The sequence below is a fragment of the Bradyrhizobium sp. 63_E2_N1_3 genome, assembly GCF_052076005.1.
Lineage (GTDB): Bacteria > Pseudomonadota > Alphaproteobacteria > Rhizobiales > Xanthobacteraceae > Bradyrhizobium > Bradyrhizobium barranii.
Genome location: NZ_CP197235.1, coordinates 7,845,020 through 7,869,877, shown reverse-complemented (window position 1 = coordinate 7,869,877; position 24,858 = coordinate 7,845,020). Strand labels below are relative to the sequence as shown.

Genomic DNA, 24,858 nt, shown 5'->3' with positions numbered 1-24,858 from the left:
TTATTCCGCTGCAGCGCGCTCGCTGGCGCGCAGGGCCAGGAAACGTTCGGCTTCGAGAGCTGCCATGCAGCCGAGGCCGGCAGCCGTCACGGCTTGGCGATAGGTCTCATCGGCGACGTCGCCGGCGGCGAACAGGCCGGGCACCGAGGTGGCGGTCGAGTTCGGGGCAACCTCGACATAGCCCGACCGTTTCAGCTTGACCTGGTCCTTCACGAGCTCGGTCGCCGGCGCGTGTCCAATGGCGATGAAGACACCGTCGGTCTTCACGTTCGTGAGCGCGCCGGTCTTGACGTTCTTGAGGCGGACATGGGTGACCTTGTTCGGGTTCTCGGTGCCGCAGATCTCGTCGACAGCCGAGTCCCAGACCACCTTGATCTTCGGGTGCTTGAACAGACGCTCCTGCAGGATGCGTTCGGCGCGGAAGTGATCGCGACGATGCACGATGGTGACCTGCGAGGCATGGTTGGTGAGGTACAGGGCTTCCTCGACCGCGGTATTGCCGCCGCCGACCACCACGACTTCCTTGTTGCGGTAGAAGAAGCCGTCGCAGGTGGCGCAGGCCGACACGCCGCCGCCCTGGAATTTCGTTTCCGACGGGAGCCCGAGCCAGCGCGCTTGCGCGCCGGTGGCAAGGATGACGCTGTCGGCGAGATAGACGTCGCCGCTGTCGCAGGTGAGGCGGAACGGCCGCTGCATAGTCTCCAGCTTGGTGACCAGGTCGGAGACGATCTTGGTGCCGACATGGACCGCCTGCTTCTCCATCTGCTCCATCAGCCAGGGGCCCTGGATCACGTCGGCGAAGCCCGGATAGTTCTCGACGTCGGTGGTGATGGTGAGCTGGCCGCCCGCCTGGATCCCCTGGATCAGGATCGGCTCAAGCATTGCGCGCGCGGCGTAGATCGCCGCCGTGTAGCCGGCGGGGCCGGAGCCAATAATGACGACCTTTGCATGAACAGTGGCAGACATTTTGACGGACGCCTTTCACGGGGGATCTGCAGCGCGGGTGCGGAACGTGCCGGGAGGCGTCGCGGAAGCGCTGAAATATCAGAGCTAATCTAAGCCTTCTGGTGAGCTATGCAAGAATTGCATTCCCTGTCGGCGGATTTTTCCAACAGGGAACAAAAGTCGATTGCGCTGCACGCGCAATAAAATTGCGCAATTGCTGCGGACTGGCTATGAGGATTGCGTCAAATCCACCAATACAGCCGCAAAGGCCAGGAGTTCCAATCACGTGTCGCGGAACCTAGACGAGATCGACCTGAAAATTCTCACCGAGGTCCAGGCCGACGGTCGAATCACGAATGTCGAGCTGGCCAAGCGCGTCGGCATCTCGCCGCCACCCTGCCTCCGCCGCGTCCGCGCGCTGGAGGAGGAGGGCTATATCCACGGCTATCGCGGCCTGCTCGACGCCCGCAAGCTCGGCTTCGACGTCACTGTGTTCGCCGCCGTGCACCTGTCCAGCCAGGCCGAGGCGGATTTGCGCGCCTTCGAGGAGTTCGTCCGTGCCGAGCCCCTGGTGCGGGAATGCTGGATGCTGTCGGGCGAGGTCGATTTCATCCTGAAATGCGTCGCGCCGGACATGGCCACCTTCCAGGATTTCGTGACGCACCTCACCGCCGCACCCCATGTGCGTAACGTGCGCACGTCGCTGGTGCTGCATAATTCGAAATACGAGGCGGCCGTGCCGCTTGATGTGAAGGGGAGAAGGTAAGCCTTCTCCCTCTCCCGGTTCTTGCGGGGAGAGGCACACGGCCCTCGCAATACCCCGAAACAAAAAGGCCGCGCAGGGCGCGGCCTTTTCAAAACATCATCACGCTTAGCGGCAAATCCTTACCGCCACTCTACCTTGGTGATCTCATACGCCTTGGCGCCGCCGGGGGCGTTGACCTCGACGGTTGAACCCTTCTTCTTGCCGATCAGCGCGCGCGCGAGCGGCGAGGTGATGGAGATGCGGCCCTTCTTGGCGTCGGCCTCGACCTCGCCGACGATCTGCCACACCGTCTTCTTCTCGGTGTCCTCGTCGACCAGCGTCACAGTGGCGCCGAACTTGATGGTGTCGCCGGACAGCTTGGAAATATCGATGATGTCGGCGCGCGCGAGCTTGTCCTCGAGCTCGGCGATGCGGCCCTCATTGTGGGACTGCTCTTCCTTCGCGGCATGATATTCCGCGTTCTCCGACAGGTCGCCGTGCGAGCGCGCTTCCGCAATATGCTCGATGATGCGCGGACGGTCCTCGGACTGGCGCCTCTTCAATTCTTCTCCGAGCGCGGCAAAGCCGCCCGCTGTCATCGGAACCTTTTCCATCTCTTCTCTCGTCCTTCGGCCGCGCGCCCCGGCAAGACACAGGGCGCGGCAACCTTGATTCGTCAGTACTTCCGGGGCTGAGTATACGGCCACCGGAACGGTTATGTGGGTCTGGCGCCGGAACAGAACAACCACAACGGCCGGACAGTTCCTCCGGCCATTGTGGCTTCATTGCCAGTCACTTAGCGGAAGCGTCGCCGTTGCTAGCGATCAGGTTTCCGAAAAGTAGCTCTGCAGGGTACGAACCTCAAGGTCCCCGCCCAGATAGGCGCGGATGCCCTGCGCGGCCGCCACGGCCCCGGAAAGAGTGGTGTAATACGGCACTTTATGCAAGAGGGCCGCGCGCCGCAGCGAGCGGCTGTCGGCGAGCGCCTGCGGGCCCTCGGTAGTGTTGAGGACGAGCTGGACGTCGCCATTGGTGATGGCATCGACGATGTGCGGCCGTCCCTCAAGCACCTTGTTGACCCTCTCGGTCGGGATGCCCTGATCGGTCAGGAAGCGCGCCGTGCCCGATGTCGCCAGCACCTTGAAGCCGAGCGAATGCAATTCGCGAACGGCCTCGGCGATGCGCGTCTTGTCGCTCTCGCGAACCGAGACGAACACCGTGCCCTTGCGCGGCACCCGCGTGCCGCCGCCGAGCTGACTCTTGGCAAAGGCTATCGCGAAGGAGCTGTCGATGCCCATCACCTCGCCGGTCGAGCGCATCTCGGGGCCGAGCACCGTGTCGACGCCGGGGAAGCGGGCGAACGGAAACACCGATTCCTTCACACCGACATGCTTGAAGTCCGCCTTCTTCAGCTTGAAGTCGGCGAGCTTCTCGCCGGCCATGATGCGCGCTGCGATCTTGGCGACCGGCGTGCCGACCACCTTGGCGACGAAGGGCACCGTGCGCGAGGCGCGCGGATTGACTTCGAGCACGTAGATCTCGCCGTCCTTGATCGCGTACTGCACATTCATCAGGCCGACGACGTCGAGGCCGAGCGCCAGCTCACGCGTCTGCCGCTCCAGCTCCTCGATCATCCTGGCGTCGAGCGAGTGCGGCGGCAGCGAGCAGGCGCTGTCACCGGAATGGATGCCGGCTTCCTCGATGTGCTCCATGATGCCGACGATGAAAGTGTCCTTGCCGTCGCAGAGGCAGTCGACGTCGATCTCCGTTGCATCGGACAGATAGCGGTCGAACAGCAGCGGGTTCTTGCCGAGCACGGTGTTGATCTGCCCGGTCTTGTCGTTCGGGTAGCGCGCCTTGACGTCGGCCGGCACCAGCTCTGGCAGTGTGCCGAGCAAATAGTCGCTGAGCTGGTTCTCCTCGCGGATGATCTGCATCGCGCGGCCGCCGAGTACGTAGGACGGGCGCACCACCAGCGGCAGGCCGAGATCGGTTGCGACCAGGCGCGCCTGCTCGACCGAATAGGCGATGCCGTTCTTCGGCTGCTTCAGCCGGAGCTTGTCGAGCACGCGCTTGAAGCGGTCGCGGTCTTCGGCAAGGTCGATGGCGTCGGGCGAGGTGCCGAGGATCGGCACTTCGGCGGCTTCCAGCGCGCGCGCCAGCTTCAGCGGGGTCTGGCCGCCGAACTGCACGATCACGCCGTGCAGCGTGCCGTTGGTGCGCTCCTTCGCGATGATCTCCAGCATGTCCTCGGCGGTGAGCGGCTCGAAATAGAGCCGGTCGGCGGTGTCGTAGTCGGTCGACACCGTCTCGGGGTTGCAGTTGACCATGATGGATTCGTAGCCGGCGTCATGCAGTGCGAAGCAGGCGTGACAGCAGCAATAGTCGAACTCGATGCCCTGGCCGATACGATTGGGCCCGCCGCCGAGGATGATGACCTTCTTCTTGTCCGACGGCGAGCTCTCGTCCGCAGGCGCGCCCGCAAACAGCGCCTCATAGGTCGAATACATGTAGGCGGTGGGCGAGGCGAACTCGGCCGCGCAAGTGTCGATGCGCTTGTACACCGGGCGGACGTCGAGCGCGTGGCGCTTCGCTGTCACCTCGGCCTCCGTCGACGCCACCAGCACGGCGAGCCGCGCATCGGAGAAGCCCATGGCTTTGAGCGTGCGCATGCCGAAGGCGTTGCCCGGCAGGCCGTTCTTCCGGACCTTCTCCTCCATGTCGACGATGCCGCGCATCTCGCTGAGGAACCACGGATCGATCTTGCAGGAGTTGAAGATGTCCTCGTTCGACCAGCCGAGTCGCATGGCCTGGGCGACCTGGAGCAGCCGGTTCGGCGTCGGCGTGCCGAGCGCGGCGCGGATCGCGTTCTTGTCGTCGTGCTGGCCTAGCCCCTCGATCTCGATCTCGTCGAGCCCGGTCAGGCCGGTCTCGAGTCCGCGCAGCGCCTTCTGCAGGCTCTCCTGGAAGGTACGGCCGATCGCCATCACTTCGCCGACCGACTTCATCGACGTGGTCAGCGTGGTCGACGCGCCCGGGAATTTCTCGAAGGCGAAGCGCGGAATCTTGGTGACGACGTAGTCGATGGTCGGCTCGAACGAGGCCGGCGTCGCGCCGCCGGTGATGTCGTTGGCGATCTCGTCCAGCGTGTAGCCGACCGCGAGCTTGGCGGCGACCTTGGCGATCGGGAAGCCGGTGGCCTTGGAGGCCAGTGCGGACGACCGCGACACGCGCGGATTCATCTCGATCACGACCATGCGGCCGTCTTCGGGATTGACGCCGAACTGCACGTTGGAGCCGCCGGTCTCGACGCCGATCTCGCGCAGCACCGCCAGCGAGGCGTCGCGCATGATCTGGTATTCCTTGTCGGTCAGCGTCAGCGCCGGCGCGACCGTGATGGAGTCGCCCGTGTGCACACCCATCGGATCGAGGTTCTCGATCGAGCAGACGATGATGCAATTGTCTTTCTTGTCGCGCACGACCTCCATCTCGTACTCTTTCCAGCCGAGCACGGATTCTTCGATCAGCACTTCGTTGGTCGGAGACGCATCGAGGCCGCGCTCGATGATGTCGAGGAATTCTTCCTTGTTGTAGGCGATGCCGCCGCCGGTGCCGCCCATCGTGAAGGAGGGACGGATGATCGCGGGCAGGCCGATCTCGGACAGCGCCATCAGCGCCTGGCCGAGCGCATATTCCTGGTAGCGCTTGCGGCGGTCGCTTTCGCCGAGCACCCATTGCCGTTCGTGTTCCTCGAGGGCGGCACCCGACAGCTTCTCGCGTTCGGCCCGGTGCTTGTCGCGGAAGGACTTCTTCAACTCGGACGCGTTGGCGAGCCGCGACTTTGGCGTCTCAAGTCCAATCTTGGTCATGGCCTCGCGGAACAGCTGACGGTCTTCCGCCTTGTCGATCGCATCCGCGGTCGCGCCGATCATCTCGACATCGAACTTTTCCAGCGTGCCCTGCCGGCGCAGCGACAGCGCGCAGTTCAGCGCGGTCTGTCCGCCCATGGTCGGCAGCAGCGCGAAGCCGCCGGGAATGACGTGACGTTCCTTCTCGATGATTTTTGCGACGATCTCGGGCGTGATCGGCTCGATATAGGTCGCATCGGCCAATTCCGGATCGGTCATGATGGTGGCCGGATTGGAATTGACGAGGACGATGCGATAGCCCTCTTCCTTCAGCGTCTTCACCGCTTGCGTGCCCGAATAGTCGAACTCGCAGGCCTGGCCGATCACGATGGGACCAGCGCCGATGATCAGGATGGTGGTGATGTCTGTACGTTTGGGCATCAACTCTCGCCGAAGTGGATTTTGGGCACAAAAAAAGGGCGCGCTTGCCGCGCGTCCCCTTGAGCCGAGAGCGCGGGGTCTCCCCTCGCGCGCGGGTGGGTCTTAGACCAGTTTTCGGGGCGGCGAAACCCCGAAAAACGCCCATCAACCGGCAATTTTGACGGGTTTTGGCCGTGCCTGCCAGCCACGGGCGAGATGCACCAGCAGCGAGGCCGCAACGCTCGATCCGCCGATCCAGCCAAGATCAGTAGGCGAAAGGGTGGCCAGCACCGCGCCACCCAGGGCCCCGCCGATGGCAAAGCCGAGATACATGGCGGAGGCGTTGAGCGAGAGTGCGATCATCGAGGCCTGCGGCTCGATCCGGATGATGCTAGCGACCTGGGCCGGATAGAACGCCCAGCCCGAGATGCCCCAGAGGAAGATCGCGCCCAGCACCGCATAATGCGCCTGTCCAGGCATCAACTTCAGGACCAGCGAATGCAGGATCAGGGCGCTCGCCATGCCGGCGAGCCCGAGGCCTGCGGTGGCGAGAGTCCCGAGCCGGTCGGCCAGGACACCGCCCAGCATGTTCCCGATGGCGGCGGCGCCGCCGAACACCAGCAGCGCGAGGCTGATCTGCGCGGCGTCGAAGCCGAGGCCGCGCAGCGGGACCGCGAAATAGGTGAACACGGTGAAGCCGCCGAGCGCCCATAAGATGGTGATCAGCAGCGCGATCACGACATTGCTGTGACGCGCCACTGCCAGCCGTTCGCTGAGCGAGGCGGTGTTGCGCGGCAGGCCGCGGGGCAGGCCAAGCAGCAGGCCGGCAAGCGCAACCGCGCCGATCAGGGCCACCATGGCAAAGGTCGCGCGCCATCCGAGCAGGCTGCCGACGAGATTGCCGAGCGGGACGCCGATCACGGTTGCAATCGTGAGGCCCGAGGTGACCAGCGCCACCGCGCGGCCGCGCCGTTCGGGCGCGGCGACCGCCACCGATACGGCGAGCGCCGTCGGCATGCACAGTCCGGAGCCCAGCGCCATCAGCATGCGGGAGGCCAGCAGCAGGGCGTAGCTGGAAGCCACCATCGCGACGAGATTTCCGGCAATGAAGGTCGATAGCGCCAGGGCCAGCACGGTGCGGCGGTCGATATTGTTCAGCGTCACCGCCAGGATCGGCGAACCCACCGCATAGGTGAGGGCGTAGGCGGTGACCAATTGGCCGGCGGCCGGGACGGAAATCGAAAGATCGCTGGCGATCGATGGCAAAAGCCCTGCAATGACAAAGCCTTCCGTACCAATCGCGAAGGCCGCGAGAGCCAGCCAGAACACGCTCATTGGACGATATCCCTATGTTCAACGTTTATTGAACTATTGAATGCAAAGGCTAAGAAGTCAATTGGTTCAAGAACTATTGAACATCACGGTCAGTTTGCTATGATTCCAGACCATGAGCCGCACGCCCCTTCATCCCACCCGCGAGCAGATCGAGCTGCCGATGGTTCTGGATTGCCTGAGCGATCCGATCCGGTTGGCCATCGTCTATCAGCTCGCCCAGCAGGAACGTGTCAGCAGCGAACTCTGCTGTGGCGACTTCAGCGGCCTTTCCGGCAAATCCAACCTCGCCTACCATTTCGCCAAGCTGCGCGAATGCGGCCTGATGCTGACGCGCGTGGCGGGCACCAACCGCTTCATGCGGCTCCGCCGCGAGGATCTGGACGCACGCTTTCCGGGGCTGCTCGATGCTGTCCTCAGCTCCGCAGCCAAGGATGCCGACCGGCTACAGCTGCTGTCGGAGTGCGAAACGGTTGAAGTGGATTGAAGTTTGCGAGTTTTCGAGAATTCGCTTTGGGCGGTCCGTCGAAGCGTGCCCGTCTTCGCCCTTCGGGCTTCGCCGAGGCAGCCTTCGCACGATACGGCTTGCCTAGCCGAAGCTGGCGGAGCCAGCGAAGGCTGGAGACCCGGCCTGGATTTGAACCAGGATGAAGAGCGTTGCACCGCCCTCGCGTAGACGCTTCCGCCACCGGGCCGCGACGATCTTTACCTATCGGCGTGTGACAAGCCACCTCGGGCAGTCATTATGCTTAACGGACCAGAGGCGGCCGCGCGATGAAGGTCATGCGCCAGCGATTATGGCCGATATTGGTGTGGGCGCGCTGGACAGCGAAGCCGGCCGCGGTCAGCTTGGCGACGATCTCGTCCTCGCTATAGCGCTGGAGCCCGATGCGCGTGCGCAGATGACGGTAATCTGACAGCGCGGTGCTGATCAGCCCGATCAGCGCGTCCTTCAGGAAGCCGTGACGCAGGCCGAAGCTGAGCAGCGCCATCACATCCCTGAACATGCCGACATTGGGCTGCAAGATATCTCCGAGCACGAGCTTGCCGGATGGGGTCAGCAATCGCCGGATGTTCACAAGCGCGGCATCGAGCTCGTCCGGCGTCATGTATTGCGCGACCGAGTTCATCACCGCGAGGTCGATCGACTGGTCCTGCATTTTGCGGACGTCGTCGAGGGAGCGGACGCGGATCCTGGTGTTCGGGGCAAATCGCGCGATCAGCCGGCCACGCACGCCGGGGGCGGGCTCGGCGAGAATCAGCTTGCCGCAGGCCGCGGCCACCTGGCTCGCCGACAGCGCCTCGCCGCAGGCATAGTCGAGCACGGTCGCCTCGGGCGATGAGATGTAGCCGATGATGTCCCGCGCGATGATCTGGAAGTGCAAGTCGCGATGCAGCTTGCTGACATAGATCGTATGCGTGGAGTCGTAATAATCGATCCAATCGTCCATGGTATTTCGTAGGTCCCGGCCAAACGGTTCCTGTCAAGGAACCGGCGCTGCCCGCCTTGCGTTAGGGGTGCGACGGCGCGCCGTCAATGTCCGCGTCCTAACAGGAAGGTTTCCCGTGAGCAAAGCCCCCACCAAGGTCTCGCCCGATCTCGATACCCCCACCGATCTGTCGCCCGATGGGGTCAAGAAGGTCTCTGAGGCGCTCAACGTGCTTTTGGCTGATGCGTTCGCGCTCTATCTGAAGACCAAGAATTTCCACTGGCACATCAGCGGCCGGCATTTCCGCGACTATCATCTGCTGCTCGACGAGCAGTCCGACCAGATCTTCGCCACCACCGACCAGCTCGCCGAACGCGTCCGCAAGATCGGCGGCACCACGCTGAAGTCGATCGGCCAGGTCGCCAAACTCCAGACCATCAAGGACAACAACGAGGACTACGTCCCGCCACGCGAGATGCTGCGCGAGCTGATGCAGGACAACAAGCACGTCGCGAGCGCGATGCGCAAGGCACACGAGGTCTGCGACGACGCCGGCGATGTCGCCAGCGCCAGCATCCTCGAAAACTTCATCGACGAGACCGAGCGCCGGACGTGGTTCCTGTTCGAGGCCACCCGCCAGGAGGGTGGCAACGAGGCGTAGGGGGTACGCGACTGCGTAGGGTGGGCAAAGGCGCGCTTCTTGCGCGCCGTGCCCACCATCTATCCTTGCGGCTTGAACTGATTGGTGGGCACGCTCCGCTTTGCCCCCCCTACGGCGTCGCGCTTATGGCCGGCTCCACAGCCTCATCAACGCCCCGTTCTTGCCCGTCACCGGATCGGCCGGCGGCAGCGCGACCTCGGGAATCGTCTTCAGTGCCCTGGCGTGGTTCTCCGGAGTTGCCCGCGTCACCACCATCTTCGATCCCGGCGGATAGGCGCCGATGATGCAGAAATCGTCGCTCGCCCTGATGCACTGATGCCCCGTGCCGGCAGGCAGGATCGCGACGTCGCCTGCCTTGATCTCCAGCTCCTGGCCATGATCGCCGCCGAAGCGGACGCGGGCACTTCCGCGCGCGACGCCGAGCACCTCATGCACCGTCGCGTGATAGTGCAGATAGTCGTAGACACCGTTGCGCCACGTGCCGCCCCAGCTATTCGCTTCGAACAGGTTTTCGATGGTCGCCTCGGGACGCCTGGAATCGAGCTTCACCGCACCCCGATAGACCAGGAAGGGAAGGATGTTGTTCGGCACGAGCCCGTCATCTTCGAACACGATGGCGCGTGGCTCGGCATTGTCGCGGACAACGGACATGGCAGGGCTCCTGCGTGAGCGTAGCAGGAATCAACGAGGGGCGTGAGACGACGTTCCTTGCGTCCGGGCGAACCGCAGCGTCGAGCCCGGAATGACAAGAGCCCGGGTCAAGGCCCGGGCTCGATGTCGTCAAGGCAATTGCAGGAGAGCCGGCGTTACGCGCTCTTCTTCTGCCGCATCAGATCCGCGAAGCGCTGGAACAGATAGTGCGAGTCGCGCGGGCCTGGAGAGGCCTCGGGGTGGTACTGCACCGAGAACACCGGCTTGCCGTCGAGCTGGATGCCGCAATTGGAGCCGTCGAACAGCGAGATGTGGGTCTGCGTCGCGCCCTTCGGCAGCGTCGCCTCGTCCACCGCAAAACCGTGGTTCATCGAGGTGATCTCGACCTTGCCGGTGGTCTCGTCCTTCACGGGATGATTGGCGCCGTGATGGCCCTGATGCATCTTCTTGGTCTTGGCGCCGACGGCGAGGCCGAGCATCTGGTGGCCGAGGCAGATGCCGAAGGTCGGCGTGCCCGACTTGATCACGTCCCGGATCACCGGCACCGCGTATTTGCCCGTCGCGGCCGGATCGCCGGGGCCGTTGGACAGGAACACGCCGTCCGGCTTCATCGCCAGAATGTCTTCCGATGAGGTCGTCGCCGGCACCACCGTCACCTTGCAGCCGACGCCGGCGAGCAGGCGCAGGATGTTGCGCTTGATGCCGTAGTCGATGGCGACGACGTTGAACTCCGGCTTGTCCTGGCGGCCAAAACCCTTGTCCCACAGCCAGGGCGTCTCGTCCCAGGTGAAGCGCTGGCCCGAGGTGACCATCGGCACGAGGTCCATGCCCTCGAGGCCCGGCCATTCGCGCGCTTCTTCCTTCATGCCATGCAGGTCGAACTCGCCGTTCCTGGCATGCGCGATCACGGCGTTGGGCATGCCCTTGCTGCGGATCAGCGCGGTCAATGCGCGGGTGTCGATGCCGGACAGGCCGATGATGCCGCGGGCCTTGAGCCAGGCGTCGAGATGCTTGGTGGCGCGGTAGTTCGAGGGATCGGTGATCGCGGTGCGCAGGATCACGCCGCGCGCGCCGGGCGTCGCGGCCATGTTCACCGTCTCGATGTCTTCCTCGTTGGTACCGACATTGCCGATATGCGGGAAGGTGAAGGTGATGAGCTGGCCGGCATAGGAGGGATCGGTGAGGATCTCCTCATAGCCGGTCATCGCGGTGTTGAAGCAGACTTCACCGACGGCATGGCCTTCGGCGCCGAGACCGAAGCCTTCGAGCACCGTGCCATCGGCGAGCACGAGGAGCGCGGTCGGTTTATGGTCCGGCCAGGCGGTATCGTTGTCATGTTGTGTCATGAGCCCGGTTCATAGTCCGGGCCGGCGCCGCCGTCAAAGCGGACGAGCGCCGATTCACATGCGTTTTTGCATATTTGACAGGTCTCCTCAGGCACTTAAGCTTGGCAGAATAATTTCCGCCAATTTCCCGGGCTTGCGAGGCAATAATGGACCAGACCACCCCGCTTCTGCTGGTTCCGGGGTTGGCCTCTTCGGCCCGGATCTACGCCCCGGTGGTCCCCGCGCTCTGGCGGTTCGGCCCGGTGATGATTGCCAACCATATCCGCGACGACAGCATAGCGGCGATCGCCCGGCGCGTGCTGAGCGAGGCCCCGCCGCGCTTTGCGCTCGCCGGCCACTCCATGGGCGGCTATATCGCGCTCGAGATCATGCGCCAGGCGCCCGAGCGGGTTTTGAAGCTCGCGCTGATCAACACCCAGGCCCGGCCCGATACACCGGAAGCGACCGCGCGCCGCCGCGGCCTGATGGAACGGGCCAGGCGCGGCGAGCTGAGCGCGGCGCGCGAGGAGATGTTTCCGGAGCTGGTGCATCCCTCGCGCCGCGACGATGTCGGCATTCGAAAGCTCGTGCATGAGCAGGGCGAGGACGTCGGGGTCGAAGGCTATCTGCGGCAGCAGACCGCGATCATTGCGCGGGTGGATTCACGGCCGACGCTGGCGACGATCAAATGCCCGACGCTGGTGCTGACAGGCGATCAGGACAACACGATTCCGAACGCGTTCTCCAAGGAGATGGCGGAGGGCATAGCGGGCGCGAGACTGGTGATCCTCGAGCGTTGCGGGCACCTGCCGCAGCCGGAGCAGCCCGGGGCGACGACGCGGGCGCTGGTCGAATGGCTGGCCGCCCCGGTTGTCTCAGGGCCGCGAACGGCCTAGATCAGGCGTCGGATATTCGAAGGGATCACGATCATGCTGCGCGACGACATCAACAACGCGGTCAAGGAGGCCATGAAGGCCAAGGACGAGCGCAAGCTGTCCACCCTGCGCATGGTCAACTCGACCATCAAGAACGCCGACATCGAGGCGCGCGGCAACGGCAAGCCGCCGCTGTCGGACGCCGACCTGCTCGGTGTGTTTCAGAAGATGATCAAGCAGCGCCAGGAGTCGGTCGAGCTCTACGACAAGGGCGGCCGTGCCGAACTCGCCGCCCAGGAGCGCGAGGAGATCGCGGTGATCTCGGCCTATCTGCCGAAGCAGATGTCGGACGACGAGGTCAAGAAGGCGATCGCGGATGCGATCGCCGAGACGGGCGCAGCCGGCATGAAGGACATGGGCAAGGTGATCGCGGTGTTGCGCGCGAAGTACGCCGGTCAGATGGATTTCGGCAAGGCCAGCGGCCTGGTGAAGGCGGCGCTGACAGGCTAGCTTCTTCCCTCTCCCGCAAGGGGAGAAGGTGCACCTTTGATGCCGCGTGAGTTCGGTCTACTCTCTCCCGATAGACAAATCGGGGGCAACCGATGATCGGCGCCATCAAACCGTTTCGCATCGCCATCAGCGACGACATTCTCACCGACCTCAAATCGCGCCTCGCCCGCACGCGCTGGCCGGAGGCGGAGCTGGTCGACGACTGGAGCCAGGGCGCGCCGCTGAAATGGATCCAGGAGATCTGCGCCTACTGGGCCAACAGCTATGACTGGCGCGCCCGCGAGGCAAAGCTCAACCGCTTCGACCAGTTCACCACCGAGATCGACGGGCTCGATATCCACTTCCTGCATGCGCGCTCGAAGGAGCCGTCCGCACTGCCGCTGATCATCACCCACGGCTGGCCGGGGTCGATCGTCGAATTCCAGAAAGTGATCGCGCCGCTGGTCGATCCTGCCGCGCATGGCGGTAATCCTGCGGATGCGTTTCACGTGATCTGCCCGTCGCTGCCGGGCTTTGGCTTCTCCGCCAAGCCAAGGACCACCGGCTGGGGCGTCGACCACATCGCCGCGACCTGGGCGAAGCTGATGGATCGGCTCGGTTACGCGCGTTACGGCGCGCAGGGCGGCGACTGGGGCTCGGCAGTGACGACATCGCTGGGCGCGCAGGACGCCGAGCACTGCGCCGGCATCCACATCACGCTCGCTTTCAACGCGGCGCCGAAGGTCGAGGGCGAGCCGACGGCGGAAGAGAAGCGCGCGCTCGCCGGCCTGAAGCATTATGTCGATCTCGATTCCGGCTATTCCAAGCAGCAATCGACGCGGCCGCAGACGCTCGGCTATGGCCTGACGGATTCGCCGAGCGGGCAGGCGGCCTGGATTTTGGAAAAATTCTGGGCCTGGACCGATTGCGACGGCCATCCCGAAAATATTTTTGACAAGGACGAGCTGCTCGACAACGTCATGCTCTATTGGGCAACGGAGACGGCGACCTCCTCCGCACGGCTCTATTGGGAGAGTTTTGGCAAGCGCCGCACCACGCCCAGGGTCAACGTGCCGACCGGCGTCGCCGTATTCCCGAAGGAGATCATCACGCCGGTCAGGCGCTGGATGGAGCCGAACTTTCCTAACATCACGCACTGGAGCGAGATGGAGAAGGGCGGGCATTTCGCCGCATTCGAGCAGCCGGAGCTGTATGTTGGCGACGTCAGGAAATTCTTCCAGACGGTGCGCCGTTAGGGGATGCCTCCGCATCGTCATGCCCGGGCTTGTCCCGGGCACCCACGCGCATAAACTCAGGTCCAACAAGAACGTGGATGGCCGGGACAAGCCCGGCCGTGACGACGCTGCCGGGAAACGACCATGCTGACCGAAGCCGCAACCTACGACGAGCTCTATCGTAACTTCCGCTGGGACGTCCCGGCGCGCTTCAACATGACGGAGGCGTGCTGCGACCGCCATGCCGACGGCACGGGCCGCCTCGCGCTGGTCTATGTCGACGAGAACGGCGCAACCACGCGTACCTCCTTCGACGAGGTCGCGGAGATGTCGCGCCGCTTCGCCAATGTGCTGAAGGCCGATGGGCTCGTGCGCGGCGACCGCGTCGCGGTGTTCCTGTCGCAGTCGCTGGAGCTGCCGATCGCGCATATGGCCGCGTTCCGCTCCGGGCTGATCTCGATCCCGCTGTTCGCGCTGTTCGGCGAGGACGCGCTGGAATTCCGCCTGTCGAATTCGCAAGCAAGAGCCATCATCACTGATGAGGCGGGCTGGGAGAAGCTCACGAAGGTCCGCGATCGGCTGCCCTATCTGCAGGACATCTATATCACGAGCGGCGCCGTCCACGCCGGCGCAAAACCGTTCTGGCCGGCGATCGAAACCGCGTCCGAGGACTTTGCGACCGTCGACACCTCCGCCGATGATCCCGCCCTGATCATCTACACGTCAGGCACGACAGGCAATCCGAAGGGCGCGCTGCATGCGCATCGCGTCGTGCTCGGCCACTTGCCGAATGTCGAGATGTGCCACAATTTCCTGCCGCGCCCCGGCGATCTGATGTGGACGCCGGCGGACTGGGCGTGGATCGGCGGCCTCGTCAACGGCCTGTTCGCGTTCTGGTATCACGGCATCCCCCTGGTCGGTCACCGCGCGCGAAAGTTCGAGCCGCAGGCGGCGATGCAGATGATGGCCGACCTCGGTGTCCGCAACGTCTTCCTGCCGCCGACCGCGCTGAAGCTGATGCGGCAGGCCGGCGTGAAGCATCCGGGCGTCAAGCTGCGCAGCATTTTCACCGGCGGTGAATCGCTCGGCGGCGAGCTGCTGGGCTGGGTACGCGAGACGTTCGGCATCGATGCGCATGAAGTGTTCGGACAGACCGAGTGCAATCTCGTGATCGGCAGCAACTCCAACCTGTTTCCGATCCGCCCGGGGTCGATGGGCAAGGCGACGCCGGGCTTCGACGTCCGCATTGTCAACGACAAGGGCGAGGAGCTGCCGACGGGGCAGCGCGGCATCATCGGCGTGCGCCAGCCATGTCCGTGCACGATGCTCGAATACTGGCGCAATCCAGACGCGACGGCGAAGAAATATGCCGGCGAATTCCTGCTGACCGGCGATCTCGGTACCCGGGATGAGGACGGTTATTTCTGGTATGTCAGCCGCGAGGACGACGTCATCACCACCGCCGGCTATCGCGTCGGCCCGTCCGAGATCGAGCACACGCTGATGAAGCATCCGTCGGTGGCGATGGCGGCGGTGGTCGGCATCCCCGATCCGATCCGCACCGAATCGATCAAGGCCTGGATCGTGCTGCGTCCCGGCTTCGCGGCAAGCGACACGCTCGCGCGCGAGATCCAGGAGTTCGTGAAGGTGCAACTCGCCGCGCACGAATATCCACGCTTCGTCGAGTTCGCGGAGACGCTGCCGATGACGGCTACGGGCAAGGTGCTGCGGCGCGAGCTGCGGGCGCGGGGTTAGGCTCTTTCAGACAATGGCAAAGACGTCTCAAGCTGCGGGGCTTCACCGCGCCTCACTTCCGAAGCTGCACGATCTCGATGCGGCGCTGGAGCTGATGTATTACGGCTGGCGCGGGATGACGCTGGAGGCCGACGAATATCTTGCGAAGCAGGGCCTGTCGCGTCCACACCACCGCATCCTCTACGTGGTGGCGCGCCGTCCCGATATCGCGATCGGCTCGCTGATCGAGATCCTCGGCATCTCCAAGCAGGCCCTGAACCGGCCGCTCAACCTGCTGCTGGAGCGCAAGCTCCTGACGTCGAAGCGGGCACCCGAGCAGCATCGCTCCAAGCTGTTGCGCCTGACGGAGGCCGGGCGACGCATCGAGCAAAAGGCATCGGATCACGAGCGCAAGGTCCTGCGCGAAGCGTTTGATCGCGCCGGGGCGTCGGGTGCGGCGGCATGGATGGCCGTCATGGGGGCGATCGCCGACAACAACTGACGGTTCCTCAAGTCAATATAGTTGACATGAGGCGCGAGCTTTGCCACTTTCCCGGCAACGAGCCAGGGGAGGGCTCCGCCATGAGCGGATGGAAAATGGATCGCGCAGCCGCCGAGCGCTTTGTCGCGGCATGGTGCGCGAGCTGGCGCCGGGTCGATATCGACGCGGTCGTCGCGCATTTCGCCAACGATGCGCAGATGCGCAGCCCTCTGGCACTATCATTGACCGGTTCTCCGGTCGTCAGCGGCGCCGAGAACATCCGCGCTTATTGGCGCGAGGCTTATGGCCACATCGAAAGCGCCGACCTGAAGATCCTGAGCTGGAGCTGGGACGAGGCGATCGCGCGCCTGACGGTGTGGTGGCAGCTCGGCGACACGCGCGCCAGCGAGTTCATGGATTTCGACGATGCGGGCCGTGTGGTGCGCAGCGAAGCCTTCTACGGAAAATGATCATGCATCTTTCGGATTTCGTCCTGCTCCTCAACACGCTCTGGTTCGGCGGCGCGTTCATCCAGTTCAGCGTCGCCCAGGGCAACACGCTGAAGATACTCCTGCCGCGCGAAGAGCGCAGCAATCCGATCGCGCCGACGCTGGCGGCCAGCGTGGCGTTCCTGGGCGGGATGAATCTGCCGATCGGGCTTTTGTCGTTCTATCTTCTGGCCGCTCGTCCGGCCTTCTTCCAGCCGATCGAGGCGCAGCTCGCGCTGTTCCTGTTCTTTGCCGCCTGCCACTTCAGCCAGTTCGCCTATAACCTTCCGGTCCTGATGCGCGGAGGGCGCGTCGGGGTGGCCTACTGGCCCGTGCTGAAAGGTCCGATGCTCAGGATCTTCGTCATCGACGCGGCTCTGTTCGTAGCCAATCTCGGCGTAGCGCTCCGGCTGGCGTTTTCTTCCTGATTTCAGCGCGGCGACGCCGACAGGGCGGACCGCAGCATCGCGGCAAGATCCTTCCGCCGGAACGGTTTTGTCAGGATGCGGGCGTCGCCGACCCCGTCGGGCGTCTTGACGGGATTTTGGGTGTAGCCCGAGGTGAAGAGCACCTTGAGCCCGGGCCGCAAGCCGGTCGCTTGCCTGGCAAGCTCTGGTCCGAACATGCCGCCCGGCATCACGACGTCGGTGAGCAGCAGGTCGATGTCGCCGGGGCGGCGCAACAGTTCGAGAGCCGCGGGACCGTTCGACGCCGCGATGACGCGATAGCCGAGGGTCTTCAGCTCGCTCTCGACATAGGCCCGAACCATGTCGTCGTCCTCGACGACAAGAATGGTCTCGCTTCCGTCGGGGGCGACGATCCGTTCCGCCGGTGACGGATGCTCGTTTGGTGGCGCCGCAAGGCGGGGAAAGAACAGCCTGACGACGCTGCCTTGTCCCGGTTCGGACTGCATCTGCACAACGCCGCCGGATTGCCGCACAAAGCCGTAGACCATGCTCAGGCCGAGGCCGGTGCCCTTGCCGACCTCCTTGGTGGTGAAGAACGGCTCGAACGCCCGGCTCGCCACCTCGGCGGTCATGCCGCTGCCGGTGTCGGTCACGGCCACCATGACGTAGTCGCCCGGCCGCGGCTCGCCATTGACGTCAAGGTCGGATTCACCGAGCGAGGTGTTGCGCGCCTCGATCGTCAGCTTGCCGCCGAGCGGCATGACGTCGCGCGCGTTGAGCACGAGATTGAGCAGCGCCGTTGTCAGCTCGCCGGGATCGACGCTGGTCAGCCACACATCCGATTCGAGCGCGAAGGTGCATTCGATGTACTCGCCCAGGGGCCGGCGCAACAGCTGCTCCATCTCGTGAATCTTCACGGCGATGTCGATGTCTCGCGGCCTCAGGGGCTGCTTGCGCGCGAAGGCGAGCAGGCTCCGCGTCAGGTCGGAGCCGCGCTCGGCGGCGGTCGCGATGTCGTTGGCGATCCGGTGCAATTCCTTGTTGCCCGCCAGTCTGTCGGCAAGATGCTCCGAATTGCCGAGAATGACGGTCAAGAGGTTGTTGAAATCGTGCGCCACGCCGCCGGTGAGCTGGCCCATGGCTTCCATCTTCTGGGATTGGCTGAGCTTGTGGCTGAGGTCGGCGATGGCGGCGCGTTGCTGTTCGAGCGACTCGGCGGTGTCGTTGAGCAGGGTCATCAATCCGCCCAGTTCGCCGCCCGGGTGGGGAGGCGGAATTCGCGCGCTGAGATCTCCGAGCCCAAGTTTCTTCGCCATGGTGGCGAGACGTCCGACCTGGCGCCCGACGCTCACGGTGGCAAGGATCCAGACGGCCGCCAGCAGCAGCAGCGAGGCCACCGCGAGTATCGCCACATCCTCGTAGAGCCGGCGATTCGCCGCGGCGACCAGTCCGTCCTTGGACCGTCCGACCATGATGTAGAGGCCGGCATCGCGGGTCGAAGGCGAGCGCGCGGCGACAGCCCAGACCTGCGTCCGGCCGTCGCGATCGGTCACCTCCTGATACGCCTTCCGGTCCGGCGTTGCAGCGAAGCGGAGCAGATCGGATCCCGCGATCGACGTGCCGACCGGCTCGGTCCATCCTCCGCGGGAGGGGGCGACCAGAACCGTTCCCTTGCTGTCGAGGAGCAGGATCTCCTTCTGGCCGAGCAGCCGCTTGTCGTGAAACTCCGCGAATTTGCGCAGGTTGAAGGAGGCGAGCAGGATCAGCTTCAGGGCGCCCGTCTCCGATCGCACTGGATAGGCGATCTGGAGCACCGATAGTCCGGTCAGCCGGCCGAATACCGGCTCGAGCGCGATGCCGCGCGACGCCAGGGCCTGCTTGAAATAGGCGCGATCCCGGAGGTCGAGGGTGCGGTTGGTCCGCAGCGAATCGCAGAACAGGCTGCCGTCGGGATCGATGGTCAATATCCCGGTGAACTGTGGGTATTCCTCGCGCACTTCCGACAGGAACGCCGAGCACGCCGCCTTGTCGCGCGTGTCGAGGTCGCGTGCACGGGCGAGACCATAGTGAAGCTGGGCGGTGCCCTGGATCTTCTCGTCCAGGTCGCTCGCAATGTCGTCGGCTGTCGCGGTCAGATTGGCCAGGGCTGCGTTGATTTCGCTGCTGCGATTTTGCACGAAACGTAAGCCGACGAGGATGGCCGGCACCAGCATGGCCGCAATGACGAGTATCAGTAGCCGGGTACGCAAGCTCATCGGTCGGGCGGTCCAATTTGGTCGTCGCGCGTGCTGGTTCGAAGATGCAATCTGCGGCACCACCCTCCGCTCAGTCCATAGGCATCCGCCGAAAAAGCCCCGCGGGGAAAGATTTCGGCCGCGTACATCACGGATGAGTCCCCGGAAAGTTCGCCCGCGAGGCCCTGTCGGGCTGGTGTCGGGCCTCCCGGGATACCGTCATCCCGCAATCAACGCGCGCGTGCGCGCCGGTCGCGAGGGCGCTAATATCGGGATCGCGCGCGACGGAGATCGTGCCGGTGATGAGGAGAGGGAGCCGCATGTCGATCTCGGGCAAAGTCGATCCGGTGGTGCGTCCCGTGGCGGCGACCGACATCGCCGAGGCGCTGGTCGAGGGTTTGCGCGATTTCCAGGCGCTGCCGCTCTACGGGCTCTGCTTCGGCGCGCTCTACGCAGGCGGCGGCATCGCCATCATGCTCTGCCTCACCGCCTTCGGCATGGTCTATCTCGTCTATCCCCTTGCGGCCGGCTTCGCGCTGATCGGGCCGTTCGTCGCGATCGGCCTCTACGAGGTCAGCCGTCGCCGCGAATGCGGCGAGCCGGTCTCCTTCGGCGCGATCTGGTCGGCGATACGCGCGCGCAGCGAGATCGGCTGGATGGCCTTCGTCACGCTGTTCGTGTTCGTGATCTGGATGTACCAGGTTCGGCTGCTCATCGCGCTGCTGCTCGGCCTGCACGCCTCGTTCTCGAGCTTGCAGGAATTCATGACGGTGGTGCTGACGACGAATGAGGGCCTGCTGTTCCTCGTCATCGGCAATGCGGTCGGTGCCGCGCTGTCGCTGATTTTGTTCTCGCTGACGGTGGTGTCGTTTCCGCTGCTGCTCGACCGCGAGGTCGATTTCGTCACCGCCATGGTGACGAGCGTACGCGCGGTGGTGACTAGCCCGCTGCCGATGATCTCGTGGGCCGCGGTGATCGTGATGCTGCTGATCGTCTCGGCGCTGCCGTACTTTCTCGGACTGGTCGTGACGCTGCCCGTGCTCGGACATGCGACATGGCACCTTTACCGGCGGTTGGTGGTGCCGGTGGCGTAAAGGGGAAGCCGGACGCAACGGAAGCGAGCTATTCGCCCGTTGCCAGGCGGCGAGCGCCTGACGAAGTCAGCTCGAGTTCGCCGAGCCGCCTGATCGCATAACCCAGATTGGCCAGACGTTCGCCGTGCGCCTGCGGAATGTCGCCTTGACCCTTGCCGACTATGGCCAAGGACGCAAATTCATCGGCGGTGAGCGCAGGGGTGCTGTCTGTCATCAGGCAACCTCGTCGGTCCATACCTTGAAATTGAGCAGGGTATTCGGACCGAAGGTCTGGACGATCGGGACGTCTGCGGCATCGCGCCCCTGCGCAATCAGCACGCGGCCGATCCGCGGCGTATTGTTGCGCGGATCGAACATGTGCCAGCTTCCACCGACGAAAGCCTCGAACCAGGCGGCGAAATCTCCAGCAGGCCATGGTTGTGGGGTGCCGATGTCGCTGAGGTAGCCGGTGCAGTAACGCGCCGGAATGTTCATGCTGCGGCAGAACGCGATGGCGAGATGGGCATAGTCACGGCACACGCCCTTGCCTTCGTCGTAGGCTTCCCGGGCTGTCTTGGTCGCACGCGCGTGCTCATGGCCGAACGTGATGTGGCGATGAACAAAATCGCAGATGGCCTGGACCCGCGCCCAGCCCGGCGGCGTCTGTTCGAACAACTTCCATGCGATATCCGACAGGCGATCGGTCTCGCAGTAGCGACTGCCGAGCAGATAGACGAGCGTGTCGGCCGGCAGCGCTTCGACGGCGTGCTGAAACGCGTTCGGAAACACCGGGTCGGGCAGGCCGCTGTCGCGAACGATGCCATCGCCGGCAAGACGGAAGGCGCCGGCCGGCGCAACGATGCGGCTGCACCAATTGCCGAAGAGGTCGCGATAGGGACTGATCGCCACCGAAGGTCGGGTGGTCAGCAGGTCGGGCACGACGATATCAGAGGCGCGCGTGAAGTGCGTGCCCAACACCATGATCATAGGCGTCGGCTGCGGGAACTCGTACAGCATCTCGAACCCGACGCGGAGCTTCATGCAAACTTCTTTCTCTTGGCCAAGCTCCCAACATGGCTACGAAGCGATCGAACACAAGGCATTCACGGCCTTATTCGATCGAGAGCGGCATTTGGCGCTTCAAAAGCGCGGCGCGGGCGAGAAAACGATAGCTAATTGCGGCGATTGCGCGCACGGTGCGCCAATGTCGGAAAGAGCGGTCGTCTGTGCGCACACGCTGCGTCACGACGATTCGCGCGCGACTTGAAGCGACTCATTCTTCGCATCGGCGGAGCCTTCTCATCGCGACGTCGTAACGGCGATCGTCGCGCTTATTGCCACTTCCCGCGGGCGAGCCGGACGCAGCAGGCGTGCCGCGGACGCCTGAAAAATTCCACAGCGGTTCGATACGAGATCGAACGCCAACCGAAAGCACATGATGCAAACTCTCTCCCCACGGCACGTCAAGACAGACGAAGCGCTCCGGCTCGGCGTGGAGTCAGGCTGGTACGCGATCAAGGTCAGCGGGACCTTCGTCTCGGGCCCGCACGACTCGGAAGGGGATTGCCGTCGCAAGATCGACGAGATTCAACCGCCGGTGAAGAAGAAGCGATAACAGCGCCGATTTCGGCCGCTACGGCGTCTTGATCCCCATCGCCTTCAACGCCGCCAGCATCTGCGCTGGCGGTGTCATTTTGATCTGCGGCGCCTTGCCGGTTTCCAGCAAACTCTTCAGTCCCGACAGGATCGCGGGCCAGCCGGTGCGGCCGCCGGAGAGGATGCCTTCGCTGAGCGCGCGGTCGTGGCGTTCGCTCATGGTGAGGCGGACGGCCTCGCCGGCTTGCTCGATCTCGTAGGTGACGAGCGTGGTGCCGAGCTTTGCGACGAGGTCGGGCCAGTTGACGTTCCATGTCACCGTCAGCTTGTTCGGCGGATCGTATTCGAAGACTTCACCCGAGATGTGCTCCGAACCGTCAGGCGCGCGCACGGTGAAACTCCCGCCGAGCCTCCGTTCCATCTCCACGGCAAAACCGGAAAAGTACTTCCTGCTGAACTCGGCCGAGGTCAGCGCTTCCCACACCTTCTCCGGCGTGGAGACGATGTAGATGGTGTAGACCGTCAGTGGTTTGAACTGATCGAGGTTCATTTTGCGTCGAATCCCTTGTTGAGCGCGGCGCGGGGAATGCCGAGCAGCTTGCCGGTCTCGAGCAGGCTCTTGAGCTGGGACAGGATCGCCGGCCAGCCGTTGGAGACGGCGCCGAGATATTTGCCGCCCTCGACGAAGCCGTCATGCAACACGGTCAAACGCACGAGCGAGCCGAACGGTTCGATCGTGAAGACGACGCGCGATATCGGCTCGCCGCGCAGCTCTTCGAACTTCTGGTGCTTGAAGCTGTAGGACAGGCGGCGCGGCGGATCGGCCTCCAGAATCTCGCCGGAATCGGTGACCTCGCCGTCGAGCGTGAGCGCGAAGGGGGAGCCGACCTTCCAGTCTGACCTGACCTCGGCGCCGAACCAGTATTGCCTGGTGAATTCGCTCGACGTCAGCGCCTCCCACAGCTTTTCCGGCGTGGTCTCGATATAGCTCACATAGACGAATTGGGGCTTACTCATCGCGCTTCTCCAACTGACGTTTCAACTCGCCGAGCGCGGCGAGCTTGCCGCGCTCGAATTTCCTGATCCAGCGTTCGCCGATCTGATGGATCGGCACCGGATTGAGGTAATGCAGCTTCTCGCGGCCATGTCTGATGGTCGTGACCAGATTGGCCTCTTCGAGAATGACAAGGTGCTTGGTCACGGCCTGGCGCGTCATCGCGAGGCCTTCGCAGAGTTCGTTCAGCGTCTGGCCGTTCCTGGCGTGAAGCCTGTCCAGCAGCGACCGTCGTGACGCATCGGCGAGCGCTTTGAAGACCTCATCCATGGTGGCGATAATAGGCAACCAAATGGTTGCATGTCAAGATGGTGTCTTTGGCGCCCGGAAATGGCTGTGCTAGCCTTGAAGCTCAGCCAACGCAGATTGGTTCCGGGAGAGCTTTGATGTTCCGTTGCTTCTCACTCGCAGCAGGTCTTGTCCTTTTCGCCTGCAGCACCACGGCCCAGGCACAACAGAAGCAGACCATCGGCGCGCCGCAGGAAGCGTCCAACATGAAGCTGGTCGGCACCAACGACCTGCAGGCGCGCAGCGCGTACCAGCCGACCATCCATCATCAGGCCGATCGCTGGATCGCCTATATCGGCCATCACGGTGGCACCGACGACGTGCCCGCGCCCGTCAACCCGATGACGGGGCAGGCCGAACCGAACGGAACGTCCATCGTCGACGTCACCGATCCCGCGCGTCCAAAATATCTGCGGCATCTGCCGGGACAGGAAGGCAAGTACGAATCCGGCGGCGCGCAGATGGTACGGGTTTGCGACGGCAAGTCGCTGCCGAAGGGCGATCCCAATGCGGTCTATATGCTCCGCACCTTCGGCAGCGAGGCGCATGAGATCTGGAACGTCGCCGACCCCGTAAATCCCGTGCTCGTTACCCGCATCGGCGGGCTGAAGGACACCCACAAGAGCTGGTGGGAGTGCGACACCGGCATCGCCTTTCTTGTCTCCGGCGCGCCGGACTGGCGCACGCGGCGCATGACGCAGGTCTACGACCTCAGCGATCCCGCGCATCCGCAGAAAATCCGCGACTTTGGCCTGCCCGGCCAGGAGCCCGGCTCGACCGGCGCCGTGCCGACCGAATTGCACGGGCCGATCTCGACCGGACCCGACGGCAATCGCGTGTTCTTCGGCTACGGCACCAACAAGGGCGGCATCCTGCAGATCGTCGATCGCGACAAGTTGCTGAACGGGCCGAAGGAGCCGACGCCGGAGAATCTTCGCTATCCCGAGATTTCGCGCATGCCGATGTCCGCCTTCAACGGCGCGCATACGACGTTCCCGATGCTCGATATGCCGGTCGCGGAATTCGCCGAGGACAAGGACGGCAAGACCCGCGACATCGTCATGATCGTCGACGAGGCGATTCTGAACGAATGCGGCGAGGCGCGGCAGATGGTGTGGTTCGCCGACGTCACCACCGAGACGCGGCCGATGATGATCTCGAGCTACACCGTGCCGGAGGCGGGTGGACAGTTCTGCCAGCGCGGCGGCCGCTTCGGCTCGCACTCCTCGAACGAGAGCATGGCGCCGGTCTATTACAAGAAGATGGCCTTCATCGCCTTCTTCAATGCGGGCGTGCGGGCGCTCGACATCCGCGATCCCTATCATCCGAAGGAGGTCGGCTATTTCATCCCGGCGATCACGCAGGCCACAGACAAGCGCTGCATTCCCGTCGAGGGCGGCGAGCGCTGCAAGGTCGCGATCCAGACCAACAATGTCGAGACCGACGATCGCGGCTACATCTACATCGTCGACCGCGCCAATACCGGTCTGCATATCCTCGAACTGACCGGACCGGCGCGCGCGGCCGCCGGCCTGCCGAGGAACTGA

The 24,858-nt window shown here is 64.2% G+C and carries 26 protein-coding genes and 1 tRNA gene; 13 read left to right on the top strand and 14 right to left on the bottom strand.

Translation table 11 applies throughout. The features are described from left to right. Nucleotides 1-966: a thioredoxin-disulfide reductase gene (gene trxB, locus AB7531_RS37340; protein ID WP_063985507.1), complete on the bottom strand. Its 966-nt coding sequence runs from the start codon at nt 964-966 to the stop codon at nt 1-3. A gap of 265 nt (nt 967-1,231) precedes the next feature. On the opposite strand from trxB, the gene AB7531_RS37335 reads away from it, so the two are divergent. Beyond that, nucleotides 1,232-1,711: an Lrp/AsnC family transcriptional regulator gene (locus AB7531_RS37335; RefSeq protein WP_028150670.1), complete on the top strand. Its 480-nt coding sequence runs from the start codon at nt 1,232-1,234 to the stop codon at nt 1,709-1,711. Between the two features lie 119 nt (nt 1,712-1,830). On the opposite strand, the gene greA is transcribed toward AB7531_RS37335, so the two are convergent. The 3 genes from greA to AB7531_RS37320 form a co-directional block, all read right to left on the bottom strand. Beyond that, nucleotides 1,831-2,304 carry a transcription elongation factor GreA gene (gene greA / locus AB7531_RS37330; protein WP_063985506.1) on the bottom strand — a complete coding sequence of 158 codons (474 nt, stop codon included), beginning with the start codon at nt 2,302-2,304 and terminating at the stop codon, nt 1,831-1,833. A gap of 210 nt (nt 2,305-2,514) precedes the next feature. Beyond that, nucleotides 2,515-5,979, bottom strand: a complete 3,465-nt coding sequence (carB, locus tag AB7531_RS37325) for a carbamoyl-phosphate synthase large subunit (protein ID WP_063985505.1) — start codon at nt 5,977-5,979, stop codon at nt 2,515-2,517. 144 nt (nt 5,980-6,123) lie between these two features. After that, nucleotides 6,124-7,293 carry an MFS transporter gene (locus tag AB7531_RS37320; protein WP_063985504.1) on the bottom strand — a complete coding sequence of 390 codons (1,170 nt, stop codon included), beginning with the start codon at nt 7,291-7,293 and terminating at the stop codon, nt 6,124-6,126. Between the two features lie 112 nt (nt 7,294-7,405). Here AB7531_RS37320 and AB7531_RS37315 point away from each other — a divergent pair, with 112 nt between their 5' ends. After that, a complete protein-coding gene (locus AB7531_RS37315; RefSeq protein ID WP_028150674.1) occupies nt 7,406-7,777 on the top strand; it encodes an ArsR/SmtB family transcription factor in 372 nt (123 codons plus the stop codon). Nucleotides 7,778-7,909: 132 nt separating this feature from the next. Here AB7531_RS37315 and AB7531_RS37310 read toward each other — a convergent pair. Continuing rightward, nucleotides 7,910-7,985 (bottom strand) — tRNA-OTHER (locus tag AB7531_RS37310). A 54-nt stretch (nt 7,986-8,039) separates the two neighbouring features. Then, nucleotides 8,040-8,741, bottom strand: a complete 702-nt coding sequence (locus AB7531_RS37305; RefSeq protein WP_231143628.1) for a class I SAM-dependent methyltransferase — start codon at nt 8,739-8,741, stop codon at nt 8,040-8,042. A 115-nt stretch (nt 8,742-8,856) separates the two neighbouring features. On the opposite strand from AB7531_RS37305, the gene AB7531_RS37300 reads away from it, so the two are divergent. Further along, nucleotides 8,857-9,381 carry a Dps family protein gene (locus AB7531_RS37300; RefSeq protein WP_063985503.1) on the top strand — a complete coding sequence of 175 codons (525 nt, stop codon included), beginning with the start codon at nt 8,857-8,859 and terminating at the stop codon, nt 9,379-9,381. 123 nt (nt 9,382-9,504) lie between these two features. On the opposite strand, the gene AB7531_RS37295 is transcribed toward AB7531_RS37300, so the two are convergent. Then, complete coding sequence (locus tag AB7531_RS37295) at nt 9,505-10,032, bottom strand: cupin domain-containing protein (protein WP_063985502.1); 528 nt, start codon at nt 10,030-10,032, stop codon at nt 9,505-9,507. A gap of 155 nt (nt 10,033-10,187) precedes the next feature. Further along, nucleotides 10,188-11,378 carry a glutamine-hydrolyzing carbamoyl-phosphate synthase small subunit gene (carA, locus tag AB7531_RS37290; RefSeq protein WP_063985501.1) on the bottom strand — a complete coding sequence of 397 codons (1,191 nt, stop codon included), beginning with the start codon at nt 11,376-11,378 and terminating at the stop codon, nt 10,188-10,190. A 146-nt stretch (nt 11,379-11,524) separates the two neighbouring features. Here carA and AB7531_RS37285 point away from each other — a divergent pair, with 146 nt between their 5' ends. The 7 genes from AB7531_RS37285 (at nt 11,525) to AB7531_RS37255 (ending at nt 17,087) form a co-directional block, all read left to right on the top strand. Next, on the top strand, nt 11,525-12,253 hold the full coding sequence (locus AB7531_RS37285; protein ID WP_063985500.1) for an alpha/beta fold hydrolase: 729 nt from the start codon (nt 11,525-11,527) through the stop codon (nt 12,251-12,253). 33 nt (nt 12,254-12,286) lie between these two features. Beyond that, nucleotides 12,287-12,742, top strand: a complete 456-nt coding sequence (locus AB7531_RS37280) for a GatB/YqeY domain-containing protein (RefSeq protein ID WP_028150679.1) — start codon at nt 12,287-12,289, stop codon at nt 12,740-12,742. Between the two features lie 95 nt (nt 12,743-12,837). Next, complete coding sequence (locus AB7531_RS37275) at nt 12,838-13,977, top strand: epoxide hydrolase family protein (protein ID WP_063986690.1); 1,140 nt, start codon at nt 12,838-12,840, stop codon at nt 13,975-13,977. Nucleotides 13,978-14,100: 123 nt separating this feature from the next. Next, the gene (locus tag AB7531_RS37270; RefSeq protein ID WP_063985499.1) at nt 14,101-15,711 is read left to right on the top strand and encodes an acyl-CoA synthetase; all 1,611 of its coding nucleotides are present in this window, start codon (nt 14,101-14,103) and stop codon (nt 15,709-15,711) included. Between the two features lie 13 nt (nt 15,712-15,724). Next, on the top strand, nt 15,725-16,192 hold the full coding sequence (locus AB7531_RS37265; protein WP_028159428.1) for a MarR family winged helix-turn-helix transcriptional regulator: 468 nt from the start codon (nt 15,725-15,727) through the stop codon (nt 16,190-16,192). A gap of 80 nt (nt 16,193-16,272) precedes the next feature. Then, nucleotides 16,273-16,641 carry a YybH family protein gene (locus tag AB7531_RS37260; RefSeq protein ID WP_063985498.1) on the top strand — a complete coding sequence of 123 codons (369 nt, stop codon included), beginning with the start codon at nt 16,273-16,275 and terminating at the stop codon, nt 16,639-16,641. Between the two features lie 2 nt (nt 16,642-16,643). Next, nucleotides 16,644-17,087: a hypothetical protein gene (locus tag AB7531_RS37255; RefSeq protein WP_028159430.1), complete on the top strand. Its 444-nt coding sequence runs from the start codon at nt 16,644-16,646 to the stop codon at nt 17,085-17,087. Between the two features lie 2 nt (nt 17,088-17,089). Here the strand turns inward: AB7531_RS37255 and AB7531_RS37250 are convergent, their stop codons facing one another. Beyond that, nucleotides 17,090-19,321 carry an ATP-binding protein gene (locus AB7531_RS37250; protein ID WP_063985497.1) on the bottom strand — a complete coding sequence of 744 codons (2,232 nt, stop codon included), beginning with the start codon at nt 19,319-19,321 and terminating at the stop codon, nt 17,090-17,092. A 299-nt stretch (nt 19,322-19,620) separates the two neighbouring features. Here AB7531_RS37250 and AB7531_RS37245 point away from each other — a divergent pair, with 299 nt between their 5' ends. Beyond that, nucleotides 19,621-20,394, top strand: a complete 774-nt coding sequence (locus AB7531_RS37245) for a DUF2189 domain-containing protein (protein WP_063985496.1) — start codon at nt 19,621-19,623, stop codon at nt 20,392-20,394. A gap of 28 nt (nt 20,395-20,422) precedes the next feature. Here AB7531_RS37245 and AB7531_RS37240 read toward each other — a convergent pair whose 3' ends face one another. Both AB7531_RS37240 and AB7531_RS37235 read right to left on the bottom strand, forming a co-directional pair. Continuing rightward, nucleotides 20,423-20,608 carry a hypothetical protein gene (locus tag AB7531_RS37240; protein WP_063985495.1) on the bottom strand — a complete coding sequence of 62 codons (186 nt, stop codon included), beginning with the start codon at nt 20,606-20,608 and terminating at the stop codon, nt 20,423-20,425. Continuing rightward, entirely contained in the window at nt 20,608-21,414 is an 807-nt protein-coding gene (locus AB7531_RS37235; protein ID WP_063985494.1) for a transglutaminase-like domain-containing protein, read from the bottom strand. Before AB7531_RS37235 ends, AB7531_RS37240 begins: the two co-directional genes overlap by 1 nt. Nucleotides 21,415-21,808: 394 nt before the next feature. Here AB7531_RS37235 and AB7531_RS37230 point away from each other — a divergent pair, with 394 nt between their 5' ends. Then, nucleotides 21,809-21,988, top strand: a complete 180-nt coding sequence (locus AB7531_RS37230; RefSeq protein ID WP_063985493.1) for a hypothetical protein — start codon at nt 21,809-21,811, stop codon at nt 21,986-21,988. Nucleotides 21,989-22,006: 18 nt separating this feature from the next. Here the strand turns inward: AB7531_RS37230 and AB7531_RS37225 are convergent, their stop codons facing one another. The 3 genes from AB7531_RS37225 to AB7531_RS37215 are packed head-to-tail and all read right to left on the bottom strand — an operon-like array spanning nt 22,007 to nt 23,293. Continuing rightward, nucleotides 22,007-22,519 carry an SRPBCC family protein gene (locus tag AB7531_RS37225; RefSeq protein ID WP_063985492.1) on the bottom strand — a complete coding sequence of 171 codons (513 nt, stop codon included), beginning with the start codon at nt 22,517-22,519 and terminating at the stop codon, nt 22,007-22,009. Further along, complete coding sequence (locus AB7531_RS37220; RefSeq protein WP_014492102.1) at nt 22,516-22,986, bottom strand: SRPBCC family protein; 471 nt, start codon at nt 22,984-22,986, stop codon at nt 22,516-22,518. Before AB7531_RS37220 ends, AB7531_RS37225 begins: the two co-directional genes overlap by 4 nt. Then, nucleotides 22,979-23,293 carry an ArsR/SmtB family transcription factor gene (locus tag AB7531_RS37215; RefSeq protein ID WP_063687468.1) on the bottom strand — a complete coding sequence of 105 codons (315 nt, stop codon included), beginning with the start codon at nt 23,291-23,293 and terminating at the stop codon, nt 22,979-22,981. Before AB7531_RS37215 ends, AB7531_RS37220 begins: the two co-directional genes overlap by 8 nt. Before the next feature lie 116 nt (nt 23,294-23,409). On the opposite strand from AB7531_RS37215, the gene AB7531_RS37210 reads away from it, so the two are divergent. Then, nucleotides 23,410-24,858, top strand: coding sequence for an LVIVD repeat-containing protein (locus AB7531_RS37210; protein ID WP_063985491.1), 1,449 nt, complete (start codon nt 23,410-23,412; stop codon nt 24,856-24,858).